The sequence below is a fragment of the Enterobacter sp. ECC-019 genome (assembly GCF_043974075.1).
GTDB lineage: Bacteria > Pseudomonadota > Gammaproteobacteria > Enterobacterales > Enterobacteriaceae > Enterobacter > Enterobacter asburiae_D.
Genome location: NZ_CP143759.1, coordinates 584,975 through 605,133 on the forward strand (window position 1 = coordinate 584,975; position 20,159 = coordinate 605,133).

Genomic DNA, 20,159 nt, shown 5'->3' on the forward strand with positions numbered 1-20,159 from the left:
GCATGCAACTGAATTCCACCGAAATCAGCGAACTGATCAAGCAGCGCATTGCTCAGTTCAGTGTTGTGAGTGAAGCTCACAACGAAGGTACTATTGTTTCTGTAAGTGACGGTGTTATCCGCATCCACGGCCTGGCCGATTGTATGCAGGGTGAGATGATTTCCCTGCCGGGTAACCGTTACGCTATCGCACTGAACCTGGAGCGCGACTCCGTAGGTGCAGTTGTGATGGGTCCATACGCTGACCTCGCCGAAGGCATGAAGGTTAAGTGTACTGGCCGTATTCTGGAAGTGCCGGTTGGCCGTGGCCTGCTGGGTCGCGTTGTTAACACCCTGGGTGCGCCAATCGACGGTAAAGGTCCGGTTGAGCACGATGGCTTCTCCCCAATTGAAGTTATCGCACCAGGCGTTATCGACCGTCAGTCCGTAGATCAGCCTGTTCAGACAGGTTATAAGTCCGTTGATGCCATGATCCCAATCGGTCGTGGTCAGCGTGAACTGATCATCGGTGACCGTCAGACCGGTAAAACCGCAATGGCTATCGACGCCATCATCAACCAGCGTGACTCCGGTATCAAATGTGTGTACGTGGCCATCGGCCAGAAAGCGTCCACCATTTCTAACGTGGTTCGTAAACTGGAAGAGCACGGCGCACTGTCTAACACCATCGTTGTGGTAGCCACTGCTTCTGAATCCGCTGCACTGCAATACCTGGCGCCATACGCCGGTTGCGCAATGGGCGAATACTTCCGTGACCGCGGTGAAGATGCGCTGATCGTATACGATGACCTGTCTAAACAGGCTGTTGCTTATCGTCAGGTTTCCCTGCTGCTCCGTCGTCCACCTGGACGTGAAGCGTTCCCTGGCGACGTATTCTACCTCCACTCTCGTCTGCTGGAGCGTGCTTCCCGCGTTAACGCGGAATACGTCGAGAACTTCACCAAAGGTGAAGTGAAGGGTAAAACGGGCTCTCTGACCGCTCTGCCGATCATTGAAACCCAGGCGGGTGACGTTTCTGCGTTCGTTCCGACCAACGTAATCTCCATTACCGATGGTCAGATCTTCCTGGAAACCAACCTGTTTAACTCCGGTATTCGTCCGGCGGTTAACCCGGGTATCTCCGTATCCCGTGTTGGTGGTGCTGCTCAGACCAAGATCATCAAGAAACTGTCCGGTGGTATCCGTACCGCGCTGGCACAGTATCGTGAACTGGCTGCGTTCTCTCAGTTCGCATCCGATCTGGACGAAGCAACCCGTAAACAGCTGAGCCACGGTCAGAAAGTGACCGAGCTGCTGAAGCAGAAACAGTACGCACCAATGTCTGTTGCTCAGCAGGGCCTGGTACTGTTCGCGGCTGAACGCGGTTACCTCGAAGATGTGGAACTGGCGAAAATCGGTAGCTTCGAAGCCGCTCTGCTGGCTTACGTCGACCGTGATCACGCTCCGCTGATGCAAGAGATCAACCAGACCGGTGGCTATAACGACGAAATCGAAGGCAAGCTGAAAGCTATCCTCGATTCCTTCAAAGCAACCCAATCCTGGTAATCGTCCGGCGGCTTGTCTCAGGACAAGCCGCCTGGCATTGAGGAGAAGCTCATGGCCGGCGCAAAAGAGATACGTAGTAAGATCGCAAGCGTCCAGAACACGCAAAAGATCACTAAAGCGATGGAGATGGTCGCCGCTTCCAAAATGCGTAAATCGCAGGATCGCATGGCGGCCAGCCGTCCTTATGCAGAAACCATGCGCAAAGTGATTGGTCACCTTGCAAACGGTAATCTGGAATATAAGCACCCTTACCTGGAAGAACGCGATGTTAAGCGCGTGGGCTACCTGGTGGTGTCGACCGACCGTGGTCTGTGTGGCGGCTTGAACATTAACCTGTTCAAAAAACTGCTGGCGGATATGAAAGCATGGTCTGAAAAAGGCGTTCAGTGCGATATCGCAATGATCGGCTCTAAAGGCGTCTCTTTCTTTAACTCCGTTGGTGGCAACATTGTCGCTCAGGTGACCGGTATGGGTGATAACCCGTCCCTGTCCGAACTGATCGGCCCGGTTAAAGTGATGTTGCAGGCCTATGATGAAGGCCGTCTGGACAGACTGTACGTTGTCAGCAACAAATTCATTAACACCATGTCTCAGGTTCCAACGCTCACTCAGATGCTGCCGTTACCGGCATCAGAAGATGACGAGCTGAAGCAAAAAGCCTGGGATTACCTGTATGAACCCGATCCGAAACCGCTGCTGGATACCCTGCTGCGTCGTTACGTTGAATCTCAGGTTTATCAGGGCGTTGTAGAAAACCTGGCCAGCGAGCAGGCCGCACGAATGGTGGCGATGAAAGCCGCGACCGATAATGGCGGCAGCCTGATTAAAGAGCTGCAGTTGGTTTACAACAAAGCTCGTCAGGCCAGCATTACTCAGGAACTCACCGAGATCGTCTCGGGGGCCGCCGCGGTTTAACCAGGTTTACGAATTACGTAGAGGATTCAAGATGGCTACTGGAAAGATTGTCCAGGTAATCGGCGCCGTGGTGGACGTCGAGTTCCCTCAGGACGCCGTACCACGCGTGTACGACGCGCTTGAGGTACAGAATGGTAACGAGAGCCTGGTGCTGGAAGTTCAGCAGCAGCTCGGCGGCGGTATCGTGCGTACCATCGCGATGGGTTCTTCCGACGGTCTGCGTCGTGGTCTGGAAGTCAAAGACCTTGAGCACCCGATCGAAGTCCCGGTAGGTAAAGCAACACTGGGTCGTATCATGAACGTATTGGGTCAACCAATCGACATGAAAGGCGACATCGGTGAAGAAGAGCGTTGGGCTATCCACCGCGCGGCACCTTCCTACGAAGAGCTGTCCAGCTCTCAGGAACTGCTGGAAACCGGTATCAAAGTTATCGACCTGATGTGTCCGTTCGCGAAGGGCGGTAAAGTCGGTCTGTTCGGTGGTGCGGGTGTTGGTAAAACTGTAAACATGATGGAGCTGATCCGTAACATCGCGATCGAGCACTCCGGTTACTCTGTGTTTGCGGGCGTAGGTGAACGTACTCGTGAGGGTAACGACTTCTACCACGAAATGACCGACTCCAACGTTCTGGACAAAGTTTCCCTGGTTTACGGCCAGATGAACGAGCCACCAGGAAACCGTCTGCGCGTTGCGCTGACTGGTCTGACTATGGCTGAGAAGTTCCGTGACGAAGGCCGTGACGTTCTGCTGTTCGTTGATAACATCTATCGTTACACCCTGGCCGGTACGGAAGTATCTGCACTGCTGGGTCGTATGCCTTCAGCGGTAGGTTATCAGCCTACGCTGGCGGAAGAGATGGGTGTTCTTCAGGAACGTATCACCTCTACCAAAACCGGTTCTATCACCTCCGTTCAGGCGGTATACGTACCTGCGGATGACTTGACTGACCCATCTCCAGCAACCACCTTTGCGCACTTAGATGCAACCGTGGTACTGAGCCGTCAGATCGCGTCTCTGGGTATCTACCCGGCCGTTGACCCGCTGGACTCCACCAGCCGTCAGCTGGATCCACTGGTTGTGGGTCAGGAACACTACGACACCGCGCGTGGCGTACAGTCCCTGCTGCAGCGTTACCAGGAACTGAAAGACATCATCGCCATCCTGGGTATGGATGAACTGTCTGAAGAAGACAAACTGGTGGTAGCACGTGCGCGTAAGATCCAGCGCTTCCTGTCCCAGCCATTCTTCGTTGCGGAAGTATTCACCGGTTCTCCTGGTAAATACGTTTCCCTGAAAGACACCATCCGTGGCTTTAAAGGCATCATGGAAGGCGAATACGATCACCTGCCGGAGCAGGCGTTCTACATGGTTGGTTCCATCGACGAAGCCGTGGAAAAAGCCAAAAAACTTTAACGCCTTAATCGGAGGGTGATATGGCAATGACTTACCACCTGGACGTCGTCAGCGCAGAGCAACAAATGTTCTCTGGTCTGGTCGAGAAAATCCAGGTAACGGGTAGTGAAGGTGAACTGGGTATTTTCCCGGGTCACGCACCGCTGCTCACCGCCATTAAGCCTGGTATGATCCGCATCGTTAAACAGTTCGGTCACGAAGAGTTTATCTATCTGTCCGGCGGCATTCTTGAAGTGCAGCCTGGCAGTGTGACCGTTCTGGCCGATACCGCTATCCGTGGCCAGGATCTCGACGAAGCGCGAGCCCTGGAATCGAAGCGTAAGGCTGAAGAGCACATTAGCAGCTCTCATGGTGACGTGGATTACGCTCAGGCGTCTGCGGAGCTGGCCAAAGCGATCGCGAAACTGCGCGTTATCGAGTTGACCAAAAAAGCGATGTAACACCGGCTTGAAAAGCACGAAAGCCAGTCTGGATACCAGGCTGGCTTTTTTTTTCGGCCTTAATTCATGATTAAAAAGATGTAGAATTTTAAGCATCAAACGTTTTTACTTCACACTCAAACAACCGTCAGGATGCGTATGTCAAACAGTGCGATGAGCGTGGTGATCCTTGCCGCTGGCAAAGGGACCCGCATGTATTCCGATCTGCCTAAGGTGCTCCACACGCTTGCAGGAAAGCCGATGGTGCAGCATGTCATTGATGCAGCGAATGAACTGGGTGCCAGTCAGGTCCACCTGGTCTACGGCCACGGCGGCGATCTGCTTAAAAAGACGCTGAACGATGACAAGCTCAACTGGGTGCTTCAGGCCGAACAGTTGGGTACAGGCCATGCGATGCAGCAGGCAGCGCCCTTCTTTGCGGATGACGAAGACATTTTGATGCTCTACGGCGATGTCCCGCTGATCTCCGTTGAAACCCTGACTCGCCTGCGTGAAGCCAAACCGCAGGGCGGCATCGGTTTGTTGACCGTCGTGCTGGACGATCCAAGCGGTTATGGCCGCATCACCCGTGAAAACGGCAACGTAACGGGTATTGTTGAGCATAAAGATGCCAGCGACGAACAGCGTCAGATACAGGAGATCAACACTGGTATCCTGATTGCCAATGGCGCGGATATGAAGCGCTGGCTGTCGAAGCTCAACAACAACAACGCGCAGGGTGAATACTACATCACCGACATCATTGCGATGGCGTACTACGAAGGGCGTGACATTGCCGCCGTTCATCCAGCACGTATCAGCGAAACGGACGGCGTAAACAACCGCCTGCAGCTTTCCCGTCTTGAGCGTATTTATCAGTCCGAGCAGGCCGAAAAACTGCTGCTGGCGGGCGTGATGCTGCGCGATCCGGCGCGTTTCGATCTGCGTGGTTCGTTATCTCACGGGCGTGATGTTGAAATTGATACTAACGTTATCCTCGAAGGTCACGTCACGCTGGGCAATCGCGTCAAAATTGGCGCCGGCAGCGTGATTAAAAACAGCGTCATCGGTGACGACTGCGAAATCAGCCCGTACAGCGTGGTGGAAGATGCCCGTCTCGATGCCGCCTGTACCATCGGCCCGTTTGCGCGTCTGCGCCCGGGCGCTGAGCTGCTGGAAGGTGCTCACGTGGGTAACTTCGTGGAAATGAAAAAAGCGCGTCTGGGTAAAGGCTCGAAAGCCGGTCATCTGACCTATCTGGGCGACGCGGAAATTGGCAATAACGTGAATATTGGTGCAGGGACTATTACCTGTAACTATGACGGCGCGAATAAGTTTAAAACCATCATCGGCGATGATGTGTTCGTTGGCTCCGATACGCAGCTGGTGGCGCCTGTTACCGTGGGTAACGGGGTGACCATTGCAGCCGGAACAACCGTGACGCGCGATGTGGCCGAGAACGCGCTGGTGTTAAGCCGCGTTCCGCAGGTCAGCAAGCAGGGCTGGAAACGCCCGGTGAAGAAAAAGTAACAACAAGGCGGGTGGCGCTACGCTTACCCGCCCTACGATTGAGTAGGCCTGATAAGGCGTAGCCGACATCAGGCAAACCCGGGAGAGGAGATAAATATATATCTCCCCCCACAAGCAGTACCCATAAAAATAACCCCACTCTCTACAAGGCTCGGGGCGCCCGGAAAGGGCAAATACAGGTCAGCGACAACGCAGGCATAATGCCTAAATTCGGAATCTAAAATTATGTGTGGAATTGTTGGCGCAGTTGCGCAGCGTGATATTGCTGAAATCCTTCTCGAAGGTTTACGTCGTCTGGAATACCGTGGTTACGACTCAGCCGGTCTGGCTGTCGTCGATGCAGAAGGTCATATGACCCGTCTGCGCCGTCTCGGTAAAGTGCAGATGCTGGCTCAGGCCGCGGAAGAACATCCGCTGCACGGTGGTACCGGTATTGCGCACACCCGCTGGGCGACGCATGGTGAACCGTCTGAAGGTAACGCGCACCCGCATGTGTCTGAACACATTGTGGTCGTGCACAACGGCATTATCGAAAACCACGAACCGCTGCGCGAAGAACTGAAAGCGCGCGGCTACACCTTCGTCTCTGAAACTGACACCGAAGTGATTGCTCACCTGGTGCACTGGGAGCTGGAGCAGGGCGGCACGCTGCGTGATGCGGTGCTGCGTGCTATCCCTCAGCTGCGCGGTGCTTACGGTACGGTGATCATGGATTCACGCGACCCGTCCACACTGCTGGCCGCGCGTTCCGGTAGCCCGATGGTTATCGGTCTGGGCATGGGTGAAAACTTCATCGCTTCTGACCAGCTGGCGCTCCTGCCGGTTACCCGTCGCTTTATCTTCCTCGAAGAGGGTGATATCGCGGAAGTGACCCGTCGCAGCGTGACCGTGTTCGATACCAAAGGCGAGCAGGTGAAACGTCAGGAGATCGAATCTAACCTGCAGTACGACGCGGGCGACAAAGGCGCTTACCGTCACTACATGCAGAAAGAGATTTACGAGCAGCCAAACGCCATCAAAAACACCCTCACCGGGCGCATCAGCCACGGTGAAGTGGATCTGAGCGAGCTGGGCGCAAACGCGAACGAACTGCTCGGCAAGGTCGAGCATATTCAGATCGTGGCCTGCGGTACCTCCTACAACTCCGGTATGGTCTCTCGCTACTGGTTTGAATCCCTGGCGGGCGTGCCGTGCGATGTGGAAATCGCGTCTGAATTCCGCTATCGCAAATCCGCTGTGCGTCGTAACAGCCTGATGATCACCCTTTCCCAGTCCGGCGAAACGGCGGATACGCTGGCCGCGCTGCGTCTGTCTAAAGAGCTCGGTTACCTGGGTTCGCTGGCCATCTGTAACGTCCCAGGCTCATCGCTGGTGCGTGAGTCCGATCTGGCGCTGATGACCAAAGCGGGTACCGAAATCGGCGTGGCCTCCACCAAAGCGTTTACCACTCAGCTGACCGTTCTGCTGATGCTGGTGGCGAAGCTGGCGCGTCTGAAAGGCGAAGATGCTTCCGTTGAGCATGACATCGTTCACGGTCTGCAGGCACTGCCGAGCCGTATTGAACAGATGCTGTCTCAGGACAAACGCATTGAAGCGCTGGCGGAAGATTTCTCTGACAAACATCACGCCCTGTTCCTGGGTCGTGGCGATCAGTATCCGATTGCGCTGGAAGGCGCGCTGAAGCTGAAAGAGATCTCCTACATTCACGCTGAAGCCTATGCGGCAGGCGAGCTGAAACACGGCCCGCTGGCGCTGATTGACGCCGATATGCCGGTCATCGTTGTAGCACCGAACAACGAACTGCTGGAAAAACTGAAATCTAACATCGAAGAAGTGCGCGCCCGCGGTGGTGTCCTGTACGTCTTCGCCGATCAAGATGCCGGTTTTGTCAGCAATGACAACATGCACATCATTGAGATGCCGCATGTGGAAGAGGTGATTGCACCAATCTTCTACACCGTTCCGCTGCAGTTGCTGGCCTATCACGTTGCACTGATCAAAGGCACCGACGTTGACCAGCCGCGTAACCTGGCGAAATCGGTTACCGTAGAATAATCCCTTCAGGCTCCACCTTCGGGTGGAGCTTTTTTATCCTGCCCGGTTTGTTTTTAATCAATCCTTTCTCGTTTTTAATAATGACAATCTGTCATCTTCAGCTACTTTTTTCAGTGTCACATAAAGAAAATATTTCTGAAAACGTCTTGTCATAAAAGTAGCTAACGCGATGAAAAATAAGCTTTCTTTTGCTTCTTTTTAAGTGAAATTTACGTTGTCATAAAAATGTCATAATTCGTACATTTATCTGTCACCTGTTTGTCCTATTTTGCTCATCGTAGCCACTAAACAACGATTTACGAAAATCTTGCAGGAGACATTATGAAAGTTATGCGTACCACTGTCGCAACTGTTGTCGCCGCGACCTTATCTCTGAGCGCGTTCTCTGTATTTGCAGAAGCAAGCCTGACTGGCGCTGGTGCAACCTTCCCTGCGCCGGTGTATGCCAAATGGGCGGATACCTACCAGAAAGAAACCGGTAACAAGGTTAACTATCAGGGTATCGGCTCCTCCGGTGGCGTTAAACAAATTACCGCGAACACGGTTGATTTCGGCGCATCAGACGCTCCGCTGTCTGATGACAAACTGGCTCAGGAAGGCCTGTTCCAGTTCCCTACCGTAATCGGTGGTGTGGTTCTGGCTATCAACCTGCCGGGCGTTAAGTCGGGTGAGCTGGTGCTGGATGGCAAAACGCTGGGTGATATCTACCTGGGCAAAATCAAAAAATGGGATGACGAAGCGATCGCTAAACTCAACCCAGGCCTGAAGCTGCCTTCTCAGAACATCGCCGTGGTTCGCCGCGCGGATGGTTCCGGTACCTCTTTCGTGTTCACCAGCTACCTGGCGAAAGTGAACGAAGAGTGGAAATCTAAAGTCGGCTCCGGCTCTACTGTTAACTGGCCAACCGGTCTGGGCGGTAAAGGTAACGACGGTATCGCTGCGTTCGTACAGCGTCTGCCGGGCTCAATTGGTTACGTAGAGTATGCGTACGCTAAGCAGAACAACCTGTCCTACACCAAGCTGGTTTCCGCCGATGGCAAACCGGTTAGCCCGACCGAAGAGAACTTTGCTAACGCAGCGAAAGGCGCTGACTGGAGCAAATCGTTCGCGCAGGATCTGACTAACCAGAAAGGCGAAGGTGCATGGCCAATCACCTCTACCACCTTCATCCTGGTTCACAAAGAGCAGAAGAAACCTGAGCAGGGCACCGAAGTGCTGAAGTTCTTCGACTGGGCGTACAAAAACGGCGGCAAACAGGCTAACGCCATGGATTACGCCACCCTGCCGGACAACGTGGTTGAGCAGATTCGCGCTGCATGGAAAACCAACGTGAAAGACAGCAGCGGTAAAGCGCTGTACTAACAGGATATATTTAACGAAGATGGCGGGTGGCGCTGCGCTTACCCGCCCTACGGTTTAAGCTGTAGGCCCGGTAAGCGTCAGCGCCACCGGGCATATTCGTAAAAACGTCTCAAACAGAAGAGTAATTTATGGCTGCAACCAAGCCTGCATTTAACCCTCCGGGTAAAAAAGGTGACATGATTTTCAGCGCGCTGGTAAAACTGGCTGCGCTGATTGTGCTATTGCTGCTGGGCGGCATTATCGTGTCTCTGATTTTCTCCTCATGGCCGAGCATCCAGAAATTCGGTTTCTCCTTCCTGTGGACCAAAGAGTGGGACGCGCCGAACGATATCTACGGTGCCCTGGTGCCGATTTACGGCACGCTGGTGACCTCATTTATCGCCCTGCTGATTGCGGTTCCGGTGAGCTTTGGTATTGCCCTGTTCCTGACGGAGCTGGCGCCGGGCTGGCTGCGACGCCCGCTGGGTATTGCCATCGAACTGCTGGCGGCCATTCCGAGTATCGTTTACGGCATGTGGGGCCTGTTCATCTTTGCTCCGCTGTTCGCCACATACTTCCAGGAACCGGTCGGTAACGTTCTTTCAGCCATTCCGTTTGTGGGTGCCCTGTTCTCCGGCCCGGCTTTCGGTATCGGCATTCTGGCGGCAGGTGTGATCCTCGCCATCATGATTATTCCGTACATTGCGGCGGTTATGCGCGATGTCTTCGAACAAACGCCGGTGATGATGAAAGAGTCGGCCTACGGCATCGGCTGCACCACCTGGGAAGTTATCTGGCGCATTGTCCTTCCGTTCACCAAAAATGGGGTGATCGGGGGCGTGATGCTGGGCTTAGGTCGTGCGCTGGGTGAAACCATGGCGGTCACCTTTATCATCGGTAACACCTACCAGCTCGACAGCGTGTCGCTCTACATGCCGGGTAACAGTATTACCTCGGCGCTGGCGAATGAATTTGCGGAAGCGGAATCGGGGCTGCACGTGGCGGCGCTGATGGAGCTGGGTCTGATTCTGTTCGTTATCACCTTCATTGTTCTGGCGATTTCCAAGCTGATGATTATGCGCCTCGCTAAAAATGAGGGAGCACGCTAATGGCCACTCTCGAAATGCAAGCTACCGCTGAACTGGCGGAATCCCGCCGTAAAATGCAGGCCAGACGCCGCATGAAAAACCGTATTGCCCTGTCGCTCTCTATGGCGACGATGGCATTCGGGCTGTTCTGGCTGGTCTGGATCCTCTTCTCTACGGTCGTTCGCGGGATTGACGGGATGTCACTGTCGCTGTTTACCGAAATGACGCCGCCGCCGAACACGGCGGGTGGTGGCCTGGCGAATGCCCTGGCGGGCAGCGGCCTGCTGATCCTTTGGGCAACGGTTTTCGGCACGCCGCTGGGCATCATGGCGGGCATCTACCTGGCAGAATACGGTCGTAAATCCTGGCTGGCGGAAGTGATTCGCTTCATCAACGACATTCTGCTGTCTGCACCTTCTATCGTCGTGGGTCTGTTTGTTTACACCGTGGTGGTGGCGCAGATGGAACACTTCTCCGGCTGGGCGGGTGTGATTGCACTGGCGCTGCTGCAGGTGCCGATTGTTATTCGTACCACCGAGAACATGCTGAAACTGGTGCCGGACAGCCTGCGTGAAGCGGCTTATGCGCTGGGTACGCCGAAATGGAAGATGATCTCTGCGATTACGCTGAAGGCGTCCGTCTCCGGGATTATGACCGGTATCCTGCTGGCGGTTGCGCGTATCGCAGGTGAAACGGCGCCGCTGCTGTTTACGTCCCTCTCCAATCAGTTCTGGAGCACGGACATGATGCAGCCGATCGCCAACCTGCCGGTGACGATCTTTAAATTTGCGATGAGCCCATTCGCGGAATGGCAGCAGCTGGCCTGGGCCGGGGTGCTGATCATTACCCTTTGCGTACTGTTGCTGAACATTCTGGCGCGCGTCATTTTCGCGAAGAAGAAACACGGTTAATTTTTTACGGCGCGGCAGCTCGCGGCGCCGAATGAGGAAATGAGTCAATGAGTATGGTTGATACTGCCCCGGGTAAGATTCAGGTTCGTGATTTGAACTTCTACTACGGCAAATTCCATGCCCTGAAGAACATCAACCTGGATATCGCGAAGAACCAGGTCACGGCATTTATCGGTCCGTCCGGCTGTGGAAAATCCACGCTGCTGCGTACCTTTAACAAAATGTATTCGCTCTATCCGGAGCAGCGCGCTGAAGGTGAAATCATCCTGGACGGTGAAAACATTCTGACCCAGGCTCAGGATATCGCCCTGCTGCGCGCCAAAGTGGGGATGGTGTTCCAGAAACCAACGCCGTTCCCGATGTCCATTTATGACAACATCGCTTTTGGCGTTCGCCTGTTTGAAAAGCTCTCCCGTGCCGATATGGACGAGCGCGTGCAGTGGGCTTTGACCAAGGCCGCATTATGGAACGAAACCAAAGATAAGTTGCACCAGAGCGGTTACTCTCTCTCCGGTGGTCAGCAGCAGCGTCTGTGCATTGCGCGCGGTATTGCTATTCGCCCGGAAGTGTTGCTGCTGGATGAGCCGTGTTCGGCCCTGGATCCGATCTCCACCGGTCGTATTGAAGAGCTGATCACCGAGCTGAAGCAGGATTACACCGTGGTTATCGTGACCCACAACATGCAGCAGGCTGCGCGTTGCTCCGATCACACGGCGTTTATGTACCTAGGCGAGTTGATTGAGTTCAGCGATACGGATGCGCTGTTCACCCGGCCCGCGAAGAAACAAACCGAAGATTATATTACTGGCCGCTACGGTTGATTTGCCTTAGTGCATGTGGAGAAACCATGGACAACCTCAATCTTAATAAACACATTTCAGGCCAGTTCAACGCAGAGCTGGAAAGTATTCGCACGCAGGTAATGACCATGGGTGGCATGGTTGAGCAGCAGCTTTCTGATGCGATTACGGCAATGCACAACCAGGACAGCGAGCTGGCGAAGCGCGTCATTGAAGGCGACAAAAACGTCAACATGATGGAAGTCGCTATCGACGAGGCCTGCGTGCGCATTATCGCGAAACGTCAGCCGACGGCGAGCGACCTGCGTCTGGTGATGGCGATCATCAAAACCATCGCCGAGCTGGAGCGTATTGGTGACGTTGCGGATAAAATCTGCCGCACCGCGCTGGAGAAGTTCTCTCAGCAGCACCAGCCCCTGCTGGTGAGCCTGGAGTCGCTGGGCCGCCACACCGTGCAGATGCTGCACGACGTGCTGGATGCCTTTGCGCGTATGGATCTGGACGAAGCGGTGCGTATCTACCGTGAAGACAAGAAGGTCGACCAGGAGTATGAAGGCATCGTGCGTCAGCTGATGACCTACATGATGGAAGATTCACGTACGATCCCAAGCGTACTGACTGCCCTGTTCTGCGCGCGCTCCATCGAGCGTATCGGCGACCGCTGCCAGAACATTTGCGAATATATTTTTTACTTCGTGAAAGGTCAGGACTTCCGTCACGTGGGCGGCGACGAGCTGGACAAGCTGCTTGCGGGTAAAGATCCGAAAGAGTGATGTTTGTGGCGGGTGGCGCTAACGCTTACCCGCCCTGCGTTAGCTTAACGCGTAATATTCCACCCGCGTGCTTTCCACAATTCAGGCAACTGTGCCAGATCGGTAAAGGTCGTCACGTTGGGATGATCGATCGGCTTGTTGTGCGGATCGGCGCAGAAGTAAAACACCTCCATCCCCGCATCAATCCCCGACTGCGCACCCGCAGACGAGTCATCCACCAGAATGCAGTTTTCCACGTTGACGTTCATCGCCTTCGCTGCATGGAACATCAGCGCCGGGTCTGGCTTCCAGCTCTGGATATCGTAGCCGCTGAACAGTTTTTCCGGGAAATGGTGCAACATCTCAAGCTTGCCCAGCGAGTGCTGCATTTTGCTGACCGGGCCGTTAGAGACGACGCAGATTGGCACCGTCATCGCATCCAGCAACGCGTTAGCCCCGGAGATAATCTCCAGCTCGGAGTCGAACAGGCGTGCGACCTCGGCGCGGTACACCGGTTCCAGATCCGCTTTCGCCAGATCCACGCCGTGTTCTTCGTTAATGATGTCGATGATCTCGTAGAGCTTCACGCCCTTAAAGCGTTTAAATACCTCTTCGAGTTCCAGCGTAATGCCAAATTCCTGGAACATAGTGACATACGCGCGGGAACAAATGACCTCACTGTCGACCAGCGTACCGTCGCAGTCGAAAAATACCGCTTCAATTCCGGACATGCCTTTCCCTTTTAACAAGTTTAACGTTTTCGTACCGTAGTTCACCGGAACGCAATCGTTGCCGTATAAGCAAAATCAATGAAAAAAGTATCACGTAACCGCCACTATTGTCGCATTTTGGTATAGGATAGCGACGAATTTTCCCTCCTTGTTCGGAAATTGATGATGAGTCAACAACACACTACCCAGACGTCTGGTCAGGGTCTGCTTGAGCGCGTTTTCAAACTGCGCGAGCACGGCACAACGGCACGCACCGAAGTGATCGCGGGTTTCACCACCTTCCTGACGATGGTCTATATCGTTTTTGTGAACCCTCAAATTCTGGGCGTTGCTGGCATGGATACCAGCGCCGTCTTTGTAACCACCTGCCTGATCGCGGCCTTTGGCAGCATTCTGATGGGTGTGTTCGCTAACCTGCCGGTTGCGCTGGCACCGGCGATGGGCCTGAATGCGTTCTTCGCGTTCGTGGTCGTTCAGGCGATGGGTCTGCCGTGGCAGGTTGGCATGGGCGCGATCTTCTGGGGCGCCGTTGGCCTGCTGCTGCTGACCATTTTCCGCGTGCGTTACTGGATGATTGCGAACATTCCTGTGAGCCTGCGCGTGGGCATCACCAGCGGTATTGGTCTGTTCATCGGTATGATGGGGCTGAAAAACGCTGGCGTTATCGTGGCTAACCCGGATACGCTAGTGAGCATCGGTCACCTGACCTCTCATAACGTGCTGCTGGGCGTGCTGGGCTTCTTTATCATCGCGATCCTGGCTTCCCGCAATATTCACGCGGCGGTGCTGGTGTCCATCGTGGTGACCACCCTGCTGGGCTGGATGCTGGGCGACGTTCACTATAACGGTATCGTCTCCGCGCCACCGAGCGTCTCTACCGTGATTGGTCACGTCGATCTGGTGGGTTCCCTGAACCTGGGTCTGGCGGGCGTGATTTTCTCCTTTATGCTGGTCAACCTGTTTGACTCCTCCGGTACGCTGATTGGCGTGACCGACAAAGCGGGTCTGGCGGATGAAAAAGGGAAATTCCCGCGCATGAAGCAGGCGCTGTTTGTGGACAGCGTCTCTTCTGTGACCGGAGCTTTTATCGGAACCTCGTCCGTTACCGCGTACATTGAATCTTCTTCCGGCGTGTCCGTGGGCGGCCGTACCGGCCTGACGGCGGTGGTCGTGGGTATTCTGTTCCTGCTGGTGATCTTCCTCTCTCCGCTGGCGGGTATGGTTCCTCCGTATGCGGCAGCCGGCGCGCTGATCTATGTGGGTGTGCTGATGACCTCCAGCCTGTCACGCGTGAAGTGGGATGATTTAACCGAAGCGGTGCCGGCGTTTATTACCGCCGTGATGATGCCGTTCAGCTTCTCGATTACCGAAGGTATCGCGCTGGGCTTTATCTCTTACTGCGTAATGAAGATCGGTACCGGCCGCTTCCGCGACCTCAGCCCGTGTGTCATCGTTGTGGCGCTGCTGTTTGTGCTGAAGATTGTGTTTATTGACGCGCACTAAGGTGCGGTTTGTGGTGTCAGGTGGCGCTTCGCTTACCTGACCTACTGACGAGTGTAGGCCCGGTAAGCGCTAGCGCCACCGGGCTTTTTTATCAGGCTTTAACCCGCTTAATATAATCCCCAAATGCCGTCAGCTGGCCAGAAAGATGGTCAAGCGTGCTCTGATCCACCACTTCACCCGTTTGCGGGTCGACCTTATTCTGAATCACACCACCCATAAACTCCGGCTTGTTCATGACCATCGCATCCAGGAATACCAGGATCTGGCGCAGATGATACTGGCAGCGCGCGCCGCCAATCGCGCCCATTGAGCTGGTCTGGATCAGCACCGGTTTGCCTGACAGCGGCTGCTCAGGTAAACGGGACAGCCAGTCGATAGCATTCTTCAGGCCACCCGGAACCGAGTAGTTATACTCCGGCGTGACAATGACCACCCCGTCGGCCTGGCGGATCTGCTCCGCCAGCGCCTCAACGCTCTGCGGGAACCCTTCTTCTTGCTGGACATCCGCATCATACAGCGGAATATCGCCAATAGACGGCAGGGCGCTAATTTCCATTCCTGCTGGTGCCAGCTGTGGCAGCGTGCGGGCAACCATCCCGTTAAATGAACCTTTGCGCAGGCTTCCCAGTAACGTAACTACTTTCAACGTATCAGACATGATTACTCCTGTTTCATCATGATGACCCTGATTGGATCAGCTAAGGGTGAATGCTTTTTCTGCCGGTAAACTGGTTAAACGCATCAGGCGTGCGGCGGGCTCGTTGGCGCGCTCGGGCACATCAGGAAGGCTACGCCATCCCTGTTGACTGTCAAATTCCCAGATTTTCATGCGTTCGATGGCGGGGGTAACCGCAATGGACCAAATGAGCACATCCTCTGCGTCACTGAGCGCCTCTACCAGCGTGGCCTGAGTGGCACGAAGACGTCCGGAGCCTGGCAGCAGCTGCAGCAGGCTGGCGTCGTCTGAGGCGCATCCACAGAGCTTGCGAATGCTCTGGCGCAAGGTAATGAGCTGGGCTCTGGCTTCGACAGGGTCGTTCTGGTTGCGGACCCACAGCTTCTCATTGCTGGAGAGCGGATAGTCTTCATGCGCATTACCGCCATGGAAGCTGCGCGTCGCGCGCTGAAGCTCCATGTCGAGCCCACAATCCCCTTCGGTGGTCAGCGCGACGCCAATGATATTGCCCGCGTAGGCAATCGAAAAACGAGGCAGATCCGGGTCGGCAAAGACCGGGCGGCCTTCGGGTTGGGTAATGATGTCCGGCAGCTCGCTGGTGCCGTACAGCATAAACAGCAGTTCTGCGAGAAGCGCTCTGGACCCTAAAAACCGCGTTCTGCGGTGCTCCGGGAGAGTGAGTGCTTCACTGTGACAGGCTGAAGAAATTCTTGCCGATACGAGACGTCCTTCCGTAAGTATCCCTCTTGCAAAGTGCGTAGCCATTTTTCGCTCCTTGATAATGGTCGTAATCGGTTAAACGGTTACATGATTATCGCTTAACTTGACTCCTGTTTTAATCAGTAAATGGGAGTAAGAGAAGCCTTAGGACCGAACTTTACATTTTCTTAGGCAAAAATTGGATCGCTGGCACCGTACAGCGCCTTGATGGTGTCCCGCAGCCAGAGGATTTTCGGATTATGGCTGTTCCGTTTATGCCAGATCAGCGTGAAGGGAACGGTAAGCTTTTCAGCCTGCACTTCGTCAATGGGAATAGGCAGCGCGATCAGCTTCCGCTGGTGGAGTTGATTGTAGTGATGACAGTAGTGCGGAGCCGTGGCGATATAGTTATGCCCGGGCTGCGCTGCCATAAACATCGACTGCTCAAAGCCCGGCACGCACATGGCAATATTTCTCTCTCGACCCATCTCCTTTAGCACTTCGTCCAGCGCCCAGGTGTCGCTGCGTTCCCAGAAGATACTGATATGCGGATAGCGCAGGAAGGTTTCGAGGTTCCATTCATCCTGAAGCGCGGGGTGATCCTCACGCAGATACACGCACGGACGGTCGCTGAACAGGATCTCGTAGTCGATAAACCACGGCAACAGCTTCAGCAGCTCGCGGGAGCGCGGATGCGTTTCTCGGCCGGTAAAGCCAAGGTCTACCTCTCCACGCGTAATCGCATCCAGCGAATCGTAATCCCAGTGGCGCATTTTCACCGTAGCCTGCGGATAGCGCTGGTTCACCTGCTCCAGCAGGGCGTTAAAGCGGATCAGCATCAACGGCGTTTCGGCTGCCAGCACGAACGTCAACCCGCCTGGCGAATCATGGTGGAATTTATCGAGTATCTGGTTGCCGATTTGCATCCACTCGGCCAGATCCTGCTCCAGGCTTACCGTCAGCGGTGTCGGCAGCAGCCCTAGCGGCGTTTTGACAAACAGCGGGTCATCGAACCAGTCGCGCAGCTTGGCCAGCGATTTACTCACCGCCGACGGCGTCACGTTCATCCGCTTCGCCGCTTTGGTAACGCTGCGCTCCTGCAGCAAAAGCTGCAGGCACAGCAACAGGTTAAGATCGAGATTGCTGATGGGCTTCTTCATAATGCGCCGTGGGCCGGATGACCATAAGTAAGGTAATGCACAGTATGCTACAGCCAATCAGAACCCCGATCAGCATATTCAGCGCGTTAAGCCCGATGACCGCCGCCAGCCAAATCCACAGCGACGAGCCGCAGACCTGCGCGATCCCCAGCACCGAACTTGCCACGCCTGCCCGCAGCGAGAAGGGGCCAAGCGCCTGACTCATCGCCACGCCAAAGCCAACCGAGAACCCGGCACAAATGAGGGTAATACCTACCAGCATCACCGCATGTGAGCTGGTGGTCGCCAGGATCGCGCCTGCGGTGAGGAATAAAACCTGTGAGGTCAGCATCAACGCACGCTGGCTGAAAACATTTAGCGCAAACGGGGTAGAGAACGAGACTGCCATACTGACCATGGCGGTTAATGCCATCACCGTTGAATACTCACCCCGATCGAAGCCCATGGTTTCCATCAGTAAAACCGGGGAAACGTTTACATAGGTCAGGATCACCGCAACGCTTAACGTGGTCACGGCCAGACGACTGAGGAAAAAGCGGTTAAGCAGCTTCTCGGCTGGGTGAATCGTTGGGGTATGACCGGTATTCTGCGAGCCCGGGTGGGTCTCTTTCAGCACGGCGATGGACAGGATAAACACCAGCGCGCCCATCGCCGCCATGGTCCAGAACAGGCTCTGCCACGGGAATTTCAGCATGATCAGATATCCCACGACCGGGGCCAGTACCGGGATGATGCAGGTAATACCGTTCAGCATCGACAGCACCTTAGCACGACGCTGGGCGCTTAAGGTGTCGCGCAAAATGGCAAAAGCGACGACGTAACAGCCCCCGGCTCCAATGCCCTGGATAAACCGTCCGGTCAGGAACAAGGTGCTGTTCTGCGCCTGTGAGCAGAGAAGAGAGGCCAGGGCAAAAATGATGGCACCCGTTATAGCGACAGGCTGACGGCCTGCTTTATCCGCGATCTTCCCGGCAAACACCATCGACGACGCCATCCCCGCGAGGTAGGCCGAAAACGCGATGTGCAGCTGCGCCTCGCTGGCACCCAGATCGCGGGCGATATGCGGTAATCCCACCAGATACATATCAATACCAGACGGATAAAGCAGAACTAATGCGAAACTACAAAACAGAAAACGCGCCATAAACCCCCCAAAGATGCAGGCATGCAGGATAGGGGGTGAAAAGGGATTAGGCGAGTTGCCATTTGGACAATGGTGATTTCCCAGGAGGAAATCACCATTAATGAGCGGGCATTACTTACCGATACAGAAGCTCGAGAAGATCCTTCCTAGCAGATCGTCCGACGTAAACTCCCCGGTGATCTCGCTCAGATTCTGCTGCGCCAGGCGCAGCTCTTCCGCCAGCAGTTCACCGGCCCACGCGCCGATCAGCTGAGCTTTACCCTGAACAAGGTGGTTCGCCGCCTCTTCCAGCGCCTGCAGATGACGACGACGCGCCAGGAAGCCGCCCTCCATGCTGGTGTCAAAGCCCATGCTCTGCTTGAGATGGTTACGCAGGTCGTCAACGCCTTCACCGGTGCGCGCCGACAGGCGAATCAGTGAGTGACCATTCACATCGCTGATACCCAGCGTTTCGCCGGTAATGTCCGCTTTGTTGCGCACCACGGTGATCGGCAGTTTCGCCGGCAGACGGGCGATAAAGTCTGGCCAGATCTCAGCCGGGTCCACGGCATTGGTCGTGGTGCCGTCCACCATAAACAGCACGCGGTCGGCCTGCTCGATCTCCTGCCAGGCGCGTTCGATACCGATGCGTTCAACTTCGTCGCTGGCATCGCGCAGGCCCGCTGTGTCGATAATATGCAGCGGCATCCCGTCGATGTGGATATGCTCGCGCAGCACGTCGCGGGTGGTGCCGGCAATGTCGGTGACGATCGCCGCTTCACGGCCCGCCAGGGCGTTCAGCAGGCTCGATTTCCCGGCGTTAGGGCGTCCGGCAATCACCACCTTCATCCCTTCGCGCAGCAGGCTGCCCTGGCGCGCTTCGGCACGCACGGCGTCGAGATCGTTCATCACCTGGTTGAGCTGCGCTTCGATTTTACCGTCAGAGAGGAAGTCAATCTCCTCATCCGGGAAGTCGATAGCCGCTTCCACGTAGATCCGCAGGTGAGTAAGTGCTTCCACAAGATGATTCACGCGGGCGGAAAATGCCCCCTGCAGCGAGTTCAGGGCGGAGCGGGCCGCCTGTTCGGAGCTGGCGTCGATCAGGTCTGCAATCGCTTCTGCCTGCGCCAGGTCGAGCTTGTCATTGAGGAAAGCACGCTCGGAGAACTCGCCCGGCTTCGCAATGCGCAGGCCTGGCAGGGTCAGAATACGTTTTAACAGCAGGTCGAGGATAACCGGGCCGCCGTGGCCCTGCAGCTCCAGCACGTCTTCGCCGGTAAAGGAGTTCGGGCCGGGGAACCACAGCGCAATGCCCTGGTCCAGCGGCGTGCCGTCGGTGTCCTTAAACGGCAGGTAATCAGCGTAGCGCGGCTTTGGCAGTTTACCCAGCACCGCTTCGGCCACCTCGCGCGCCTTCAGGCCGGAGATGCGCAGAATGCCTACACCACCGCGTCCCGGTGGGGTTGCCTGGGCGACGATAGTGTCGTTATGGCTCATG

At 55.3% G+C, this 20,159-nt stretch carries 18 protein-coding genes; 12 read left to right on the forward strand and 6 right to left on the reverse strand.

The genetic code is table 11. From position 1 onward, the window contains the following. Window positions 1-2 precede the first annotated feature (2 nt). From atpA to phoU, 11 genes are all read left to right on the forward strand, one after another. Window positions 3-1,544: a F0F1 ATP synthase subunit alpha gene (atpA, locus tag V1566_RS02850; protein ID WP_006808751.1), complete on the forward strand. Its 1,542-nt coding sequence runs from the start codon at window positions 3-5 to the stop codon at window positions 1,542-1,544. Window positions 1,545-1,595: 51 nt separating this feature from the next. Then, window positions 1,596-2,459, forward strand: a complete 864-nt coding sequence (gene atpG, locus V1566_RS02855) for a F0F1 ATP synthase subunit gamma (protein ID WP_008500191.1) — start codon at window positions 1,596-1,598, stop codon at window positions 2,457-2,459. A 31-nt stretch (window positions 2,460-2,490) separates the two neighbouring features. Beyond that, on the forward strand, window positions 2,491-3,873 hold the full coding sequence (gene atpD / locus V1566_RS02860) for a F0F1 ATP synthase subunit beta (protein WP_006177559.1): 1,383 nt from the start codon (window positions 2,491-2,493) through the stop codon (window positions 3,871-3,873). A gap of 20 nt (window positions 3,874-3,893) precedes the next feature. Beyond that, window positions 3,894-4,313, forward strand: coding sequence for a F0F1 ATP synthase subunit epsilon (locus tag V1566_RS02865; RefSeq protein WP_006177560.1), 420 nt, complete (start codon window positions 3,894-3,896; stop codon window positions 4,311-4,313). 138 nt (window positions 4,314-4,451) lie between these two features. After that, window positions 4,452-5,822, forward strand: coding sequence for a bifunctional UDP-N-acetylglucosamine diphosphorylase/glucosamine-1-phosphate N-acetyltransferase GlmU (gene glmU, locus V1566_RS02870; protein ID WP_395305001.1), 1,371 nt, complete (start codon window positions 4,452-4,454; stop codon window positions 5,820-5,822). Between the two features lie 225 nt (window positions 5,823-6,047). Beyond that, the gene (glmS, locus tag V1566_RS02875) at window positions 6,048-7,877 is read left to right on the forward strand and encodes a glutamine--fructose-6-phosphate transaminase (isomerizing) (protein ID WP_023333923.1); all 1,830 of its coding nucleotides are present in this window, start codon (window positions 6,048-6,050) and stop codon (window positions 7,875-7,877) included. 321 nt (window positions 7,878-8,198) lie between these two features. Continuing rightward, window positions 8,199-9,239 (forward strand): phosphate ABC transporter substrate-binding protein PstS, encoded by a 1,041-nt coding sequence (gene pstS / locus V1566_RS02880; protein ID WP_395305002.1) that lies wholly within the window; start codon window positions 8,199-8,201, stop codon window positions 9,237-9,239. Window positions 9,240-9,367: 128 nt separating this feature from the next. Beyond that, window positions 9,368-10,327 (forward strand): phosphate ABC transporter permease PstC, encoded by a 960-nt coding sequence (gene pstC / locus V1566_RS02885; RefSeq protein ID WP_023333924.1) that lies wholly within the window; start codon window positions 9,368-9,370, stop codon window positions 10,325-10,327. Further along, the gene (gene pstA, locus V1566_RS02890) at window positions 10,327-11,217 is read left to right on the forward strand and encodes a phosphate ABC transporter permease PstA (RefSeq protein WP_023309794.1); all 891 of its coding nucleotides are present in this window, start codon (window positions 10,327-10,329) and stop codon (window positions 11,215-11,217) included. The genes pstC and pstA overlap by 1 nt, the downstream gene beginning before the upstream one ends. 47 nt (window positions 11,218-11,264) lie before the next feature. Further along, entirely contained in the window at window positions 11,265-12,038 is a 774-nt protein-coding gene (pstB, locus tag V1566_RS02895; RefSeq protein WP_010426574.1) for a phosphate ABC transporter ATP-binding protein PstB, read from the forward strand. Window positions 12,039-12,064: 26 nt separating this feature from the next. After that, window positions 12,065-12,790 carry a phosphate signaling complex protein PhoU gene (gene phoU / locus V1566_RS02900; RefSeq protein WP_008500182.1) on the forward strand — a complete coding sequence of 242 codons (726 nt, stop codon included), beginning with the start codon at window positions 12,065-12,067 and terminating at the stop codon, window positions 12,788-12,790. Window positions 12,791-12,834: 44 nt separating this feature from the next. Here phoU and yieH read toward each other — a convergent pair whose 3' ends face one another. Then, window positions 12,835-13,500, reverse strand: a complete 666-nt coding sequence (yieH, locus tag V1566_RS02905; protein WP_395305003.1) for a 6-phosphogluconate phosphatase — start codon at window positions 13,498-13,500, stop codon at window positions 12,835-12,837. 165 nt (window positions 13,501-13,665) lie between these two features. Here yieH and adeP point away from each other — a divergent pair, with 165 nt between their 5' ends. Continuing rightward, complete coding sequence (gene adeP / locus V1566_RS02910; RefSeq protein ID WP_395305949.1) at window positions 13,666-15,003, forward strand: adenine permease AdeP; 1,338 nt, start codon at window positions 13,666-13,668, stop codon at window positions 15,001-15,003. Window positions 15,004-15,094: 91 nt separating this feature from the next. Here the strand turns inward: adeP and V1566_RS02915 are convergent, their stop codons facing one another. The 5 genes from V1566_RS02915 to mnmE form a co-directional block, all read right to left on the reverse strand. Continuing rightward, window positions 15,095-15,661, reverse strand: coding sequence for an NADPH-dependent FMN reductase (locus V1566_RS02915; RefSeq protein WP_232943924.1), 567 nt, complete (start codon window positions 15,659-15,661; stop codon window positions 15,095-15,097). A 36-nt stretch (window positions 15,662-15,697) separates the two neighbouring features. Next, on the reverse strand, window positions 15,698-16,444 hold the full coding sequence (locus V1566_RS02920) for a 4'-phosphopantetheinyl transferase superfamily protein (protein ID WP_370732774.1): 747 nt from the start codon (window positions 16,442-16,444) through the stop codon (window positions 15,698-15,700). A gap of 122 nt (window positions 16,445-16,566) precedes the next feature. Further along, window positions 16,567-17,538 (reverse strand): HTH-type transcriptional regulator YidZ, encoded by a 972-nt coding sequence (gene yidZ / locus V1566_RS02925; RefSeq protein WP_395305004.1) that lies wholly within the window; start codon window positions 17,536-17,538, stop codon window positions 16,567-16,569. Beyond that, window positions 17,507-18,682 carry an MFS transporter gene (locus tag V1566_RS02930; protein ID WP_395305005.1) on the reverse strand — a complete coding sequence of 392 codons (1,176 nt, stop codon included), beginning with the start codon at window positions 18,680-18,682 and terminating at the stop codon, window positions 17,507-17,509. Before V1566_RS02930 ends, yidZ begins: the two co-directional genes overlap by 32 nt. Before the next feature lie 111 nt (window positions 18,683-18,793). Next, the gene (mnmE, locus tag V1566_RS02935) at window positions 18,794-20,158 is read right to left on the reverse strand and encodes a tRNA uridine-5-carboxymethylaminomethyl(34) synthesis GTPase MnmE (RefSeq protein WP_395305006.1); all 1,365 of its coding nucleotides are present in this window, start codon (window positions 20,156-20,158) and stop codon (window positions 18,794-18,796) included. Between the last annotated feature and the right edge of the window lies 1 nt (window position 20,159).